This is a genomic window from Methanobrevibacter ruminantium M1, from assembly GCF_000024185.1.
GTDB lineage: Archaea > Methanobacteriota > Methanobacteria > Methanobacteriales > Methanobacteriaceae > Methanobrevibacter > Methanobrevibacter ruminantium.
In genome coordinates this window covers 873,120-889,124 of record NC_013790.1, presented here as the reverse complement: position 1 = coordinate 889,124, position 16,005 = coordinate 873,120, and the positions used below count along the sequence as shown (strand labels likewise).

At 31.0% G+C, this 16,005-nt stretch carries 15 protein-coding genes; 3 read left to right on the top strand and 12 right to left on the bottom strand.

What is annotated here, in order from left to right:
* The first annotated feature begins 37 nt into the window (after positions 1-37).
* Positions 38-1,018 (top strand): transcriptional regulator, encoded by a 981-nt coding sequence (locus MRU_RS03470; protein WP_012955486.1) that lies wholly within the window; start codon positions 38-40, stop codon positions 1,016-1,018.
* A 156-nt stretch (positions 1,019-1,174) separates the two neighbouring features.
* Positions 1,175-1,393 (top strand): hypothetical protein, encoded by a 219-nt coding sequence (locus tag MRU_RS11660; protein ID WP_143714296.1) that lies wholly within the window; start codon positions 1,175-1,177, stop codon positions 1,391-1,393.
* A gap of 42 nt (positions 1,394-1,435) precedes the next feature.
* Here MRU_RS11660 and MRU_RS03465 read toward each other — a convergent pair whose 3' ends face one another.
* The 4 genes from MRU_RS03465 to MRU_RS03450 all read right to left on the bottom strand — a co-directional run bounded on the left by MRU_RS03465 (position 1,436) and on the right by MRU_RS03450 (position 4,608).
* Entirely contained in the window at positions 1,436-1,867 is a 432-nt protein-coding gene (locus MRU_RS03465) for a hypothetical protein (protein ID WP_012955484.1), read from the bottom strand.
* Positions 1,868-2,162: 295 nt separating this feature from the next.
* The gene (gene fdhD, locus MRU_RS03460) at positions 2,163-2,972 is read right to left on the bottom strand and encodes a formate dehydrogenase accessory sulfurtransferase FdhD (RefSeq protein WP_012955483.1); all 810 of its coding nucleotides are present in this window, start codon (positions 2,970-2,972) and stop codon (positions 2,163-2,165) included.
* Between the two features lie 158 nt (positions 2,973-3,130).
* Positions 3,131-3,934 (bottom strand): hypothetical protein, encoded by an 804-nt coding sequence (locus tag MRU_RS03455; protein WP_227717048.1) that lies wholly within the window; start codon positions 3,932-3,934, stop codon positions 3,131-3,133.
* 335 nt (positions 3,935-4,269) lie between these two features.
* On the bottom strand, positions 4,270-4,608 hold the full coding sequence (locus MRU_RS03450) for a heavy metal-binding domain-containing protein (protein WP_012955481.1): 339 nt from the start codon (positions 4,606-4,608) through the stop codon (positions 4,270-4,272).
* Between the two features lie 566 nt (positions 4,609-5,174).
* On the opposite strand from MRU_RS03450, the gene serA reads away from it, so the two are divergent.
* Positions 5,175-6,749, top strand: a complete 1,575-nt coding sequence (gene serA, locus MRU_RS03445; protein ID WP_012955480.1) for a phosphoglycerate dehydrogenase — start codon at positions 5,175-5,177, stop codon at positions 6,747-6,749.
* Positions 6,750-6,937: 188 nt separating this feature from the next.
* On the opposite strand, the gene MRU_RS03440 is transcribed toward serA, so the two are convergent.
* The 8 genes from MRU_RS03440 to MRU_RS03405 all read right to left on the bottom strand — a co-directional run bounded on the left by MRU_RS03440 (position 6,938) and on the right by MRU_RS03405 (position 15,141).
* Positions 6,938-7,858: a Mov34/MPN/PAD-1 family protein gene (locus MRU_RS03440; protein WP_012955479.1), complete on the bottom strand. Its 921-nt coding sequence runs from the start codon at positions 7,856-7,858 to the stop codon at positions 6,938-6,940.
* A 186-nt stretch (positions 7,859-8,044) separates the two neighbouring features.
* Positions 8,045-8,803: a tRNA(His) guanylyltransferase Thg1 family protein gene (locus MRU_RS03435; protein WP_012955478.1), complete on the bottom strand. Its 759-nt coding sequence runs from the start codon at positions 8,801-8,803 to the stop codon at positions 8,045-8,047.
* Between the two features lie 67 nt (positions 8,804-8,870).
* Positions 8,871-9,632: an aspartate dehydrogenase gene (locus MRU_RS03430; RefSeq protein WP_012955477.1), complete on the bottom strand. Its 762-nt coding sequence runs from the start codon at positions 9,630-9,632 to the stop codon at positions 8,871-8,873.
* Positions 9,633-10,117: 485 nt separating this feature from the next.
* Complete coding sequence (locus tag MRU_RS03425; RefSeq protein WP_012955476.1) at positions 10,118-10,534, bottom strand: PRC-barrel domain-containing protein; 417 nt, start codon at positions 10,532-10,534, stop codon at positions 10,118-10,120.
* A gap of 808 nt (positions 10,535-11,342) precedes the next feature.
* A complete protein-coding gene (locus MRU_RS03420; protein WP_012955475.1) occupies positions 11,343-12,068 on the bottom strand; it encodes a tRNA-binding protein in 726 nt (241 codons plus the stop codon).
* A gap of 177 nt (positions 12,069-12,245) precedes the next feature.
* Complete coding sequence (locus tag MRU_RS03415) at positions 12,246-13,661, bottom strand: lactaldehyde dehydrogenase (RefSeq protein ID WP_012955474.1); 1,416 nt, start codon at positions 13,659-13,661, stop codon at positions 12,246-12,248.
* A gap of 278 nt (positions 13,662-13,939) precedes the next feature.
* Positions 13,940-14,164, bottom strand: a complete 225-nt coding sequence (locus MRU_RS03410; protein WP_012955473.1) for a class III signal peptide-containing protein — start codon at positions 14,162-14,164, stop codon at positions 13,940-13,942.
* Between the two features lie 47 nt (positions 14,165-14,211).
* On the bottom strand, positions 14,212-15,141 hold the full coding sequence (locus MRU_RS03405) for a type II secretion system F family protein (protein WP_012955472.1): 930 nt from the start codon (positions 15,139-15,141) through the stop codon (positions 14,212-14,214).
* Positions 15,142-16,005 lie beyond the last annotated feature (864 nt).

Here is a 16,005-nt window from a genome sequence, read left to right as displayed (position 1 = left end):
AAATTAGTAATGACTATCAAAAAAACGAGGTAATCCTATGGCTGTAACTAATAGGAATCAATTAATAAGAGAAGTTTATCAATTGCTAAACAAGGAGGGCTTTGAAACATCCAATATATATGATCAAAGCTGCTTTGATATAGTTGCTCGAAAGAAACTGCTCATTCTACTTTTAAAAATCCTCGTAAATATTGATAGCATTAACGAATCTCACGTTGAAGAAATAAGGCAGATTTCCAATGTTTTCCTAGCAAGCCCAATCATAGTAGGGCTAAAATCCAAAAATCACATCCTTGAAGAGGATGTTGTCTATGAAAGGCATGGTCTTCCAGCCATTGGGCTTCAGACTCTTAAAAATATGATTATCTATGACGAATATCCGGAAATTCTAGCAGACCGTGGAGGATATTATGTTCAAATCAATGGAAATGTCCTAAAGGAATACAGAGAGGAATATAACCTATCATTAAAGGATTTGGCTGACCTTGCTCACGTTTCAAGGGCTACCATGTACAAATACGAAAATGGCATGGTGAGGGCAAATACAGAAACTGCAATGCTTCTTGAAGAGATTCTAAACACAAAGATCACTCTTGACATTGACCTTTTTGAGCCTTATCAAGAAGACATTAAGCTAAAGGCAGATACAAGCAATCTAAATCAGACACAAGGAACAAACGCTCAAAATCTTGCTAAATTAGGATTTGGTGTGGTTTCCACAAACAAGAGCCCATTTGATGCACTTGCAAAAGCTGAAATAGCTACCAAAAAGAAAGACAACCCTTTGATTGCAAATTTAAATGTTCAAGATGAGCAGAATACAAAGACATTGAAGAAAATGGCAATAAGCTTAAAGGATCTTTCCCTTGTAACCTCTTCAGATCCGTTCTTTGTCCTTGCAGACGATAAGATTAAGGATTCCATTGATGGAATTCCAGTAATAAAGTCTTGGGAGATGAAAGAATTTGAAAATTCCAAGGAGTTTTTAAAGTTGATTAAGGAAAGAAGAAATAATTGAATTCTTTAATCCACAATAAAAAAAAAAAAAAAAATGACCTTAGAAAAAATATAGAAAAACAAAAATAAATATAGAAAAATCCAATGAAAAAAAGTTGTTTTATTATGTACAAACAATAGAATAAAATGTACAAAATTATACATCACATGCGATTTCATGAAAAATCATGCAATTTCACGTAAAGAATTTAAAGAAAGGAGAATTGATATGGAACTTAATTCAAAACATTACACAATTATTTTAATCATAGCAATAATAATTGCAGTTATTATGACCTATATGACTGGAATAAAAAACCCAATCATTATTGGACTTTGCATACTTGCCATAATTGTAATTCTAGCTAATTTATACCTTACTAAGCTTAAAAAATAGAAATAATGAGAGAACCATAAAATATTGATAGATGGAAATATTTTAATATTCCTCTTCAATATCACATGGTTTGATCCACTCGCCACCACCATCAACAAGGGTTTTAATTGCATCAACAATGCAATGCCCATTCCATCCAACCACTGCATCAGCCTTACTTTCCAAATCCTGCAATATCCATTCAACACCAAAAGAGCGAACCAAAAGAAAAGGAATGCTCAATTCTTTTGATTTTTTTATTAACTCATCGCAAATCTCCGTATTATCATGATAAAGACCATAAAGCAATACTATAACATCTACTTCTTCAAACAAATCATCATTTAGCTCGTTATCTTGAGTGTTATATTCAGCATATAAAAAATCCTTTTGACTATCAATTCTCTCCTTATAAAATTCATATTGGCCTTCTGGGTCTGTTCCTTTAGTTATTAGAAGATTATAAACTCTATTATCTTTATTCTCATCTGACATTTAATCACCACTCTTTTTTGACTAAATTTAAGAAAAATTAAAATAAGCATAATAATTTATAAAAAATTATAACAATAGTTATATAAATTTTATTTGTTTAAAATATTTAAAATTAACTAAAGTCAAAAAAGAGAATTAAAAAATAAATTGTGCAAGGAACTAAAAAAATAAGATTAAGCAATGAAAAAATTAAGAGCATTAAAAAATAAACTAGCAAAAAATAGCAAATCTCAAGCAAAATGAGATAAAAATTTTGGTCAAGGTTTTTTGAGCCGAAGGCTCAAAAAAGCTTGAGTTATTTATCCAAATCTATCCTACTAGTAGAAGCATAAACATTAAACCTATTGCTGCGCACAAAGCCAACTAAAGTAATGTTTCCTTTCACTGCAACCTCATAGCCGGAACCTGCAGGAGCAGCATTGGAAACCAAAATAGGAACACCTACTCTAACCATCTTTATAACCATATCTGCAGGCATTCTGCCACTATAAGTCACATAACACTTTGATAGGTCAAATCCTGCCTTAGCTGCTGCACCAATTACCTTATCAACAGCAACGTGTCTGCTTACATCCTCACGAGTAATGAATTTGTCACCATAAACCAATTGGGCAACATGAACACTTCCAGTGGCTTGCCAAATCTCTGCTTTAGCTGTAAGCCTTTTCATATTCTCTATTATTTCACTTGCATTTACAACTAGATCGGATTCGATTGGCTCAATCTTTTTAAGCTCGCTTCTCCATCCTCCTGCACTGTCAGACATTACGCTTTGATAGCCTAAAACATCAGCATCCACATCTGGCTTTTCTTCATCTGCTTCCTTATTATCCTCATCTGCGCCATGATTGAACTTGGTTTTGATTGTTATATGCTTGCCGTCAATATCAATGCTTAGAATATCATCGTATGAGTTTACCAGACCATCACCTAAGCAATACCCTACACCAAAGTCCTCCAAATCTGCAGGATATGTGGAAAACTTACGAGGAGGCAATAAATCAATATAAAAATAGATATTCTCATCGCTAACTGTTTTCTCTTCCACTTCTTCGTATTTTCCATCTTTCCAACGAATAGCGGGAATCTTCTTTAAATAGTCCATATTTTCACCTTAAAAAAATAAAAAAATAAATACAAAATAGATTTTAATTGAAAATTAAAAAATTGATAATTAAAATGATATTGAATTTAATATTTAAAAAATATCTACAATATATAATATAACAATAGGATATTTAAAACACTTTCCATAAATGTTCTTTAAAAAAAATCTAAATTTTGCTTAAAAATACCAAAGGTCTCTTCAGCTTCCCTCTCTGATGCAATGCCAACTGAAACCATATCTGCAAAATCCAAGGTATTAAGGAAATTGAAAGCTTCCTCAGGCCTTTGAATGCCAACAGCCAATATCTTATTGATTATTATCTTTTTGTCTATCTTATCAAGCATCAACTTCAACTCTTCCTGCTTGTCAGACTTAAAATGAGGAACATCCATCATATAACCTAACTTGTTTACCGGAATCATATAAAAGTCAAATAAGTTTTTATCCTCAAGTAATGGTGAATCAATAAGCTCTAGAGAAGTTTTAAAAGGAAAAGAAGTGATTATTCCAGATGGAATACCTGTATCGTTGATTGCATCCAATATATCAGTGATAAAATCCCAATCATAGGAGTCGATAAGAAACTCATCTACAAGCATTATGGAATTGTCGAACTGAGCCAAGTTTTCAATGTCCTCCTTCCAGGTGGCCTCTCGCCTTGCCTCATCATAATCAGGGATTACATAATCCATCTCTGTCTTTCCAATGGTGGAAACTGCCTGCATCTCGACTCCATTGTCACAAGCCATCCCAAATGCCTTAAGTAGGTTTTCCTTATTTGCAAGATTAATGGATCTCACTCCACAATCATAGGACTTTTCTATGATTTTGCTTACATTATTTGGATTTCTTAAAAGATCTAAATTATATAAACGAGTCCTATGACCAAAATATGCATCTGCAAGAAAAGGAGCATTTCCTAAAACCACACGAGATATATTTTTTCCTTTAAATTCCAAATCTTCATTAAAAATAATAAACACGACCTAAACTTAATGATTAATTAAATTATGAATAAAATTACAAAGATAAATTCTTAAACCTAAATAAGAATTTAATTGAATTAATTATTAAATTTATCGAAAAATAGTAAAAATAAAAGACTGATGAAAAATAAAAAAAATGTCTAAAAATTCAAAAAAATAGAAAAAATAATGAGTTAAAAGAGAAGTAAAAAAAGTAAATCTCAAGCAAAATGAGATAAAAATTTTGGTCCAGCTTTTGCTGGCCGAAGGCCAGTAAAAGGTGGAATTTTGGTCAAGGTTTTTTGGCCGAAGGCCAAAAAAGCTTGAGTTTATTCCTTTTCAATAACAACAGCAGTTCCATATGCTAAAACTTCTTGCATGTTTTGGGAGATGCTGTCTGAATCCAATCTAACTGAAATGATTGCATTTGCACCTAATTCCTTAGCATGTTCAATGCAACGGCCAATGGATTCTTCTCTGGACTCTTCCATCATTTTAACATATTGCTTAATTTCTCCACCTAATATACCTTTTAGTCCTGCACCAATGTCTCCACCAAGGCCACGGGCACGTACGGTTAAACCGTATACAAATCCTTTTTCTTCAACTACCTTATAACCTGGAATATAATTTGCACTGGAAATAGGGAATTCTTCAAATTTTACCATTTTAAATACCTCACAATTTTTTTAATTATTATTTCGGCTTTTATGAATAATAACTATTTTTATAATTGGAAGCATATAGTATATAAATCTTTTTAAATTAATTTGAATATTAAAAACAAAGCAATGGGAAAATTCTCTAATTAGAAAAAATAAAAAATCAAAATATGGACAATTAGGCCCTTAAAAAGGTATTTATTAAATAAATGAAAGTTAAAAATTATAATAAAAAATTGATTAAAAAAAGGCTAGTTTACAAATTATTTAAATATAATGTTAGATATAATTAATATATTATAAGGTGCTTGGTTTTAATCAAATCCGAAAAAATACAATTTTAATTTCATCCAAGTTCCTTATAATGCATAATCATATTTTTTATCATATGTCAATGCCATATCATATCATATGTCATTTAAACATTTTTACAAATTATCAAACTATGAACCAATGTAGATAAGAATCTGAAATATAGATTAAACTATGAATCATAGTTTTGATAAGAATCAAAAAATGATTAACAATTAAATTTACTTAAAAACTTATTTCAATTAAAGAATGGTGAAATAATGAAAGCATTAGTCGCAGATGCAATTAACGAAAAAGGAATAGAAAATTTAAAAGAAGTATGTGATGTTGTTGTAGATACTAGCATCACTCCTGAAGAATTACTAGAAACCATTGGAGAATATGACGCTATCCTCATTAGAAGCAGAACAAAATTGCCTGCTGAAGTAATAGAAAAGGCAGACAATCTTAAAATCATTGCAAGAGCAGGAGTAGGTGTAGACAATGTAGATGTAAATGCAGCTACCAAAAAAGGTATCATGGTTGTAAATGCACCTGAATCCACTTCAATCACTGTAGCTGAACACACAATGGGATTGATCTTAAGCACCATCCGTAAGATAGCAATCGCTGATAAATCCACTAAAGCTGGAAAATGGGAGAAAAAAGCATTTATGGGTATGGAACTTAGAAACAAGACTCTTGGTGTAATCGGTATGGGAAGAATCGGTTCTCAAGTGGTTAACAGATGCAAGGCATTTGAAATGGATGCAATTGCATACGACCCTTATTTACCTCCTGAAGTTGCTAAAAACATGGGAGTGGAATTATACGAAGACATTGAAGACGTATTAACCAGAGCAGACATAATTACCATCCACGTTCCACTCACTCCAGAAACCGAACACTCAATCTCCACAGAACAGTTCAAGATGATGAAAGACACCGCACTCATATTCAACTGTGCACGTGGCGGAGTCATTGATGAAGATGCATTATACGAAGCTTTAGTTAACGGAGAAATCCTTGGAGCAGGTTTAGACGTATATGAAAAGGAACCTGCAACCAACAATAAATTATTCGAATTGGACAATATCGTCTGTACCCCTCACATTGCAGCATCAACCAAAGAAGCTCAAAGGGATGCAGCAATCATTGTAGCAAATGAAGTAATCACCTTATTTAAAGGAGGCATGCCTAAAAACATCATAAATATGCCTCGCATGAACAACAGCGAATTTGAAGAAACCAATGATTACTTAGAACTCTGTGAAAAATTAGGAAGCTTTATCACCCAAGCTACAAGCAGCCCAATCAACAAATTGGAAATCACCTACAAAGGTGAAATCAACAAGCTCCCTAGCAAAGACCTATTCACTAGAACCATCTTGCAAGGAATTTTAAACCCTGTCACTGAAACTGCAGTGAATGCAGTAAACGCTACCACCGTTGCTAAAGCAAGAGGAATCAGCATTACAGAAGCAGTAAGTGATGACAGCGAAGGATATGACACCTTAATTAAAGTTGCAGCAAAAACCAAGGAAGGACAAATGTCTGCTGAAGGTACCTACCTCCACGAAGCTAAAATCATAAAGGTAAATGGATACTGGGTAGATGTAAAACCTGAAGGAAACATGTTCATTGCCAAATACAAAGACATTCCTGGAAGCATTGGTGCAATAGGAACTAAATTCGGTGAAGAAAACATTAACATTGGTATCATGCAAGTAGGAAGAGATTCAACTGGTGGAGAAGCCATCATGATTCTTACATTAGATGAAAGACCTTCTAAAGAAGCTGTTAAGAAAATCAAAGACTTAGACAATGTTAGTGATGCAACCTGTCTTAAATTATAGACAGATTGTAAATAAAATAAATAAAATAAAATAAAATTAAAAATAAGCAATTAAAAATTAATTATTAAAATTCTTGATATAATCAAGAGTTTTAATCTTCTTTTCTTTTTTTAAAAAATAAGCAAAATTAAAGAAAATAATTCTTTTTAAAAATTATTGAGTCTAATTTTAAACCCATCAAAGAATTATTATTTATCAGAATCCTCTTTTTCTTGAGAATCTTCATTTTCTTGAGAATCCACAGTATAACTTTTTAAAATAGGTTTCCCGTCCCTAAATTCAATGATAATGCCTAATTTAGGGCTTTGACCATTTACTTTTTCTCCACCTATTCTAATAACCTGCGGATTTAAGTCAATAGAACCTAAATCTTCATCTGAGACATTTCTTGATGGATAAAAGCGGTTTGAAGTGAAGTCATTTGAATTTGGATTATTTGAATTGATATCCTCAGAAAAATTATTTGAATCGAAATCATTAGAGCCATCATTATCTAAGGCTAAATTCCCAAATTCATCCTCTAATTCATGAGAATACTTATTGGTTTTTACCTCTTCGCTATCAAAAAAGGACAAGTCTTGATCTAGGTCAAATATAGATGGAGTGAGCTCTCCGTCCTCTTCTTCTATTTCTTTTCTTAATTCCTCAAGGTCTTTATAGATTTCATCATCCTTACCATCAACAAAATTGCCAACTTCAAAGCCTCTCATATTCCCATAAGAATCATAAGCCATCATAGTTTCAAGAGAATAAGGCTCACAAAGAATAATATGAAAAGAACCATATTTTGAGAATGTTGTCAAATCAGCGCCAGAAGGCCTTGCATTTAAACCAGGGTGTGAATGTACAGTTCCCCATTTCTTTTGATCAGGTGGAAGCAGCCAATCATTAAAGCTAGCGCTTGTATGAGAACGTTCACCTCCTAAAAAGATTAAGCCACTGATATAAAGAACTTCGTTCTTAACAAAACCGTCAAACATGGCTAAAAACTCATCAGGATATGATTTCTTTGAATAATAAATGATTGAATCAATTACAGTTTGATCTATGCAAACCTTTTCAAAATGATTTTTTTCATTCAATTTTGAGATTAAATCTTTAAATCCCATAATAATTCCTCTAAAGATAAAGATCTGTTTAATAAACTCTTAATAAATACAATCCAATAAAGGATAAAAATTTAAATAATTTAATAAATATGTCAATAAACGATAAAAATTTAAAAAATTTAAATAAATACAATTCAATAAACAATTAAAATTTAAATAATTTAATAAATTCCATCTAAATTAGTTTTAAAACCTATAAAAATATTCCTTATTAAACAATTCCAATTCATAATCAACAAAAACTTCACTGCGATAAGAAACTGTTTTTTCTTCTTTAACCGGATTAAATCCTTCTATTTGATTTTCTATTTTATAAATACCAATTCCTCTCTTTTTCCAAGTGTCAACGTCATTAAGATTGATTCCTTTTTTAAATAATAATTCATGGATTTCGCTTGATTTTAAACCTTTAATCTTTTCATTTGCGATTTGAGGTGAGAATTCCTTCTTTAAGGCCCAAATCCCATAGGCATTAACGCAGTTTCTCCATGCCTCATCCTGCCTCCATTTGAAATAATCATAAATGTCTTCATTTACAATTGGAATTACTCTGGAATCGAATGAAACTGGAAAAATGACATTCCTATCATCTTCATCCAATTTATCCATATTGAAATCATCTTTAAAATCATTTAATAAGTGATAGGTGAATGAACTTGAGGCTATTGATGAGAATACTGAATTTAACTTTTCTACACGGCCAAGGAAAGGAATTTCATCCAATAATATGCTGATTTCATCTGAAAATGTATAAATGAATTTAGGTGAAAACTGATTAAAAATGTCTAAGGACACCTCAGACATCAATTTAGCAAAATTATTGTCATATGGCTTTTTTAAAGCCAAATATTTAGCTAGGCTATGAAATTTACGGCCATCCAAACGTAAAATAATATTAGAATTCTTTGGAACCTTTAAATTTGAATAAATTTCATAATCTTTCATCTTTTCACCTAATAATAACTTAATCTATGCACCATAAAAACTTAATCTATGTACCATAAAAAGTGGTCTATGTACCAACAGAGAAACACTCACTAAAGCTTTTTAATAATTTAATTGCTGAAAATGCTGCTAGCATACTGGTCTTTGGGTTTGCAGCAAATGGAACATTCTCAGAACTTGATCTAAATTCACCAAAGTCCCCTTGAACAAGAACCTCGTGAACATTCCTATCTACCTTAGGATCTACAATTATCTTAACGTCAATATCCATATTGCAGGCAATGCTTAAGGAAGCAGCCACATTAATGTTTACCGGAAACCTCTCTACAGCTTCAGAGGCCTTTCCTTCAAATAATATTTCTTCCTCTTCAACTTCACGACCTAGAGACTTAGGTGATTTTCTAGTAGTAAGGGAAGCCTTTTTAATCTTTCCAATGGATGCCGCCTTAATTCCATCCAAACCGACAATGGCTCCAGATGGGGCATAGACCTTTGCATTGTTTGCTTGAGCAGCCTTATGAATCTTTTGTCTAAATTCCTTATCCATCAATGCTCCAACACTCATAACCATTAGGTCCTTTCCGTTTTCAATGATGTTTAAGGCATGAACCTTTAAAGCAATAGGGGATGCAGACTCTAAAACCAAATCCACATTGTCCAACATCTCATCCATCTCTAAAACAGCTATACCATTAGAAATCTGGGCAAGATTCTCAGCCCTTTCAATGTCTGTATCATAGAAATATTTAATATCTATTCCATCATCAGATAGAAACTCGTTAACTATTGTATTGGCTATTGCGCCACAACCTAATATTCCAACAATCATATTCTCACCATAGATTAAAGGTTTTTAAATTTAAATCAAATTAGAAGTTTAAAAATATATTTAAAAGATAAGTTTACTTTTTTAATCTTAAAAAAAATATATTATAATATTTTTTTAATCTTGAAATATAAAATATTATTAAATTTTTTATCTATATAATTTATTAATCTTTATTTAATAAATAACTATCCTTATTTAAAAATAATATCTGAAAAAATAGATAGAAAATCTGAAAAAATAGATAGAAAAAGAAACTTTAAAAATTAAAAATCATGGAAAAAAATAGCCTAAGAAGATTATAAAAATAAAAATAGTTGAATGAAAAATTGTTAAAAAATAGTATATAAAAAAATAATAATAAAAGTTCTAAAGAAGTTACTTTAAAATATGTTTCCACAAAGAAATACGTTTATTATATAGACTATAATCAAAGGATATGGTAAAAATAATCAATAATTAAAAACATATTTTAAGAAGCAATTGAATTAAATTACTTCTTTTGGTTTTGGAGCGACTTCTTGAGGAACTTCTTGAGGAACTTGTTTTGGAGCTTCAGGTCTTGGGCGAATTGACATTTCTTCTCCTGCTACAGGAGGTTTTGGTCTTTTTAAATCTTGAGGATCAATTAACATAATGTCCCCGATAGCAGTTACTCTGTCAAATTCAATGTTAAGCAAACCTTCTTGATAAGTTCTTCCTACTTCTTCTTCAGGTACAAATTGGAATCCGCCTCTGAAGATGTCTCTAAAACCTGCACTCTTTTTTTCAGGTTCTAAAGCTTTTACTTGAAGTCTAGAGATGGTTCCGTATCTGATATTGAGAACTACATCATGAACTTGACCTACGTATTGTCCAGCTAAAGTATATATATCTAAATCATATAATTGGGTAACTTCCACCATTTTTTTCACCATTAAACATTAATAAATCGAAACAGAATTGTTTTGCTTGTCTAGAAAACAATATAAAAATCCTTTAATTTGATATCTACATAGCCTATACACTAATGAATTATTAACTTGGAAAATGAATTTATGTACTTGAGATTAGGGAAAATTTCATTTCAAGTAAACAAATTGACATTAATTAAGCCTATTATATATTATATGTCTATTTGCTAATATAAATACTTTATTGTTTTTTAACTAAAAATAATCTTATAAAATTAAAATTTGATAATAAAATTAAAAGAAAATAAAGAAATAAAATTAAACCATATGAATAAATTAAAAAATAAGTGAAATCATATAGGAAAAATAGAAAATAAGAAAAATAGATAATAAAAAAAATCAAAATTTTCAAAAATGATAATAACATGATAATATCATTTGAAAATATGGGAAAATTCAATAAATAAGGCCAAAAATATGAGGTAATGGAAAAATTTTAAAATTTTACAGCAAAAAATATTTGAAAAATTGATAATATCAATGTAATATCTAAAAAGCCATAAAAAAATAGTGGAGAATCTGACAATAACATTGATAATAACAAGGTTAATTTTTAAAAACTAGAATAATTATTCGCAAATAATGAAACGAATATAAAAATAAAAAGAAAAATGAAATGATTCGTAATGATTAGAACGAATATTAAAAAAGGAATAAACTAAAAACAGTGAAAAAAGAAAAATGAAAAAAAGAAATAACGTAAAAAAAAAATAAGAAAAGAGAAAAAGTAAAAAAAGATTAAATAAAAAAATAAGGCAGATTAACTGTCTAAAAAGGCAGTTATCATATTTTTAGTCTCATTTAAAGATTCCATAGGTATTCCATTAGGCATATTACCCAAATCACCTTGAACTTCTTTTAATATGCTACCATTCATTCCTAAAAACATTCCTTCAGACACAACATCCATGAATGTTGCCGGAGGAAGCAGGGAAACCCCTACCCTATTGCCTTCCTTAACAGTTAAATCATTGGTAACGACCTTTAAGGCCCTTTTGCCAATATTTACATTACATATCATTAAGGAATCGGCTTTAGGATGCTTGCTGACACTCATTATCTCTCCAACCTTTACATCGATTCCCATGATAGGATCATCAATAGGGCCGAACTTAAACCTGTTTCTAAGGCCTAAGATAGTGTCTAGGAAAAATCTTACTTTTGCAATGTTCTCTTCTGTCTTTTCCCTTTCGTCTTTAGGAGCCCCTTGCATGAATTTATGGTTCCAATCTTCACCGCCAAGGAACTCTATAATTCTTCCAGCCTTATCTTCAAGCTTTTGAACATCTTCACAATTAGCAAGAGCATCCCCTTCAAGATAACAGTAAAGCAATGATTTTAAGTCAGCTTCCATCTTTTTGGTTTCTTCTATTGTAGCCTTCTTATTCCAGTTACCTCTAAAACTTCCAGTTTGAACAGTTCTTAAAAATAACTCACGAGCATGCATAGCTACTAAAATTCTATAATCTTTAGCTGTATCCCACAAATTAATCTCTCCATGAATATGATAATTTATTTTTAAAAAATAATGATTTTATTAAAATTAACTTTTTGAAATCAAATATTTTTCCTAACTATTTCTTTATTTATTTTTCATTAAATTAATAGTTTTTTAAAATCAGAATTAAATGAAGAAAATAAAATTTAAAAAAAGTTTAAAGAATCACCTACAATTAAAAGCAATCAATTTAAACTTGCACATATCCTCAACTGCATATTTAATTCCTTCCTTACCCATTCCACTTGATTTGAATCCCCCAAATGGCATGGCATCTGTTCTGAAAGTGGATTCCTTATTGATTAAGACTGAACCTGCATCTATCTCATTTGCACATCTTAATGCACTATGAACATTTTCAGTGAAAACACCTGCTTGAAGACCGTATCTGGTGTCATTTGCCACTTTTATTGCCTCATCTATTCTATCTACCCTTATGATAGGTGCAACTGGTCCGAATGTTTCATTTGCAACAAGGTCCATAGACATATTGACACCATCCAATATTGTTGGCTCATAGAAGCAGTCCTTACGGTTTCCACCCAAAATAAGTTCTGCCCCATCTTTTATAGCATTGTTTACTGCAGTTTCAACATTGATTGAAGCATTTTCATTTATAAGCGGACCGATATCTGTAGACTCATCCATAGGATTGCCCATCTTCAATTTACTTGCCTCTTTAACAAATAAGTCAATGAACTCATCTGCAATCTTATTATCCAATATTATTCTTTTAACACCTATGCAAACCTGTCCGGAGAATAGAAATGCGCCGGACACCGCAGCACTAACTGCCTTTTCAATATCTGCATCTTCAAGAACGACCAATGGATCGTTTCCACCAAGCTCCAAAGTCAATTTCTTCATTCCTGCTCGAGAAGAGATAAACAATCCAGTGGCAATGCTTCCAGTAAATGATATCTTATCAATGCCCTCTGAAACAACCAATGCATCTCCAACTTCACTTCCATAGCCAGTTACAGAGTTTATCACCCCATTTGGGAAATGATTATCAATAATTTCAACCAATTTAAGTGCAGCTAATGGAGCTTCAGTGGAAGGCTTTACCACAACAGCATTCTTTGCTGCAATGGCTGGAGCTATCTTATGCAATGCAAGATTAACCGGATAATTGAATGGAGTTATTGCTCCAACGACACCTAAAGGTACTTTCTTTGTAAATGCCAAAAAACGCTCATCTACAGAACCTGTAGCATCTATAGGGACAGATTCTCCATAGATTCTTTTGGCTTCCTCTGCTGCAAACTTCAATGTCTCACAAGACCTGTTAAGCTCTCCAATAGCCTGCTTAATTGGCTTTCCAGCCTCCAAGACTATAAGCTTTGCCAATTCTTCGCTTCTTGATTCGAGCTCTTCATAAGCAGAATAAAGATTATTGGACACTTCCTTTGCAGACATATCCTGCAATTCCTTTTTAGCCCTATTTGCTGCATCTATGGCCCTATCTACATCTTGCCTAAAACAAATTGGAACAGTATCTACAAGCTCACCATCATATGGGTTTTTTACTTCATAATGGTCGCCGCTGTCAAAATCCTCTCCATCAATCAATACTTTCATCATAACTCTCCTTAAAATTGATTTTGATTAATTTAACTAATTTTAACTGATTATCTTAATTAATAAAGAATTCTTATAATTAGTTCTTTTAAAGTTTTGTTTAAATTAATTTTTAATTTTATAATTAATATTTTTTATCCAAAAATCGAATATCAGTCCAACTAGAAAAAAATGATTAATCCAATAATCAAATGACCATTCAACTAGAAAAAATGATTAATCCAATTATCAAAGGACCGTTCAACTAGAAAAATTATAAGAGAATAAATTAAAGATAATCACTCAAATTTAGAGGATAATTCTTCAAAAGAGTTATTTAATGATTCTAATTCATTAGATTCCAATTCATCACCTAATCCCCCCATATAGGACTTATAAACAAACATGCAAACCAAAACAATTACAATTATGCCTCCGATAAGTAAAATTAATTCTACAGACCCCTGTGCTTTATCTTCCTTGAATAATCTATTAAAATCATTTTTTAAATAAATGCTAAACATCTCCTTGAAAATTTAAAGAAACTTAAAAATATTTCTCTAGACTTTAGTCAGAATCCGAAAAAGGATAGTCCAAACACATTAATAAGATAAAATAAGAAAAATGCTAATGCGGTTATTGGAATAGAAAACTTTACACCTTTCTTAATATCCCCATACATAATAAGAGCTATGAGAAATCCTGCCAAAATCGAATGAATGATCAGATAGATCAGAGCAACCGTTGGGGCAAGTTGACAGATGGCACTTGATCTGTTCAATTCAATCATAAAGGAAGAATAGACTCCAACCATTCCCAAAGCAAAGGGAGCAGCTACAACAGATGCCAAAACCAAAAACATGATTGACATCATTACAGACGACTTTCTTTCCCTTTTTAAAATCAGCATAGCCCTTAAATCATCACTGACATCACTAATAACATCAGCAAGACCTCCCCCACTCTTATGAGCATTTAAGATAATCTTAAAACTACGTTCAAGATCCTTTGAGTCAAGCCTTTTCGCCATATTCCTAAAGGATTCATCAAAAGACTTTCCCATCCTTATCTCAACAACCACACGGCGCAGCTCATCATATAATGGGCCGTTTCCATGCTCTGACAAATCAACAAGAGCATTCTCAAGACTCATTCCAACCCGCAGCATTGAAGCCAATTGTCTTAAAAAGTCCGGAATTGAGTTTTCAAGCTCTTCCCTTCTTCGCTCGGATTTTATAAAAACAAATAGAATAAAAGACAAAAGAGGAATGAAAATAGCCAATAGAATTGCCATAAGAATATCAAATGAAAATAACAATGCAATCATCAAAGCCAATATCAATGTAAAAACAATTGAAATGAACAATATAGCAATGATTTGAGAGGCCAAAGTGAATATTCCTGCCTTTAAGAAATATTCCTGTAAGAAAATTAATATTTTATCGCTTAATCTGCTTTCTATAAAATTTGATAAATTATTTATTAAATCTTCAACAAACATTGTTGAATATCTAGATTTACTTATTAATAAATGGCATAGTTTTTTTCACATCAATTTAGCCATTTCATATCAATTTAGCAAAATGACAACAATTTAACACTTTAAAATCAATTTCACACCCCCACTACAATTTTACGAGATGACAACAATTTAACACTTTAAAATCAATTTCACACCCCCACTACAATTTTACGAGATGACAACAATTTAACACTTTCAAATCAATTTCACATTCCCACAACAATTTAACAAAATGACAACAATTTTACATTTTGAAGTCAATTTTACGAGATGACAACAATTTAACACTTTAAAATCAATTTTAATGCGAAATAAACCAAAATATTTATTTAATATTAAAATAAAATAATATTTGAAGGTTTTTGTGCCTGCAAAAAAATATTCTCATCAAAAAAATAAAAAAATGGAGGCATAGAAATGAAATGTCAACTAAAAGATTTCTTCAAATATTTATTTGATATCTTTAAAAACCATTATGAAGATATATTAGGATATTCATTAGAGATCTTAAAAATTTTCATAATGGTCCTGAAATAACCAAGAACCCGGCTGTTGAATTAAAAAGGATAATTGTTTTAATATTTTTTATAGGGTAACTCTTTCCTTCAAAAAAGTAAACATTATATATCTTAAGAATATAATATTACATAAGAGTTATTTCAACTCCGTTTTTTTATGATGAGAAAAATTTAAAGTTAAGAATTCATTTTTTGAATTCTTAAACTTTAAGTTTTAAGCTATTTTTAACTCAAAATTACTATTTTTAGAAATACTCTCTTTTTAAATCTATTAAACAAATATTAGCACTTCAATCAAATATAAAAATAGTTCGAATGTTATAAA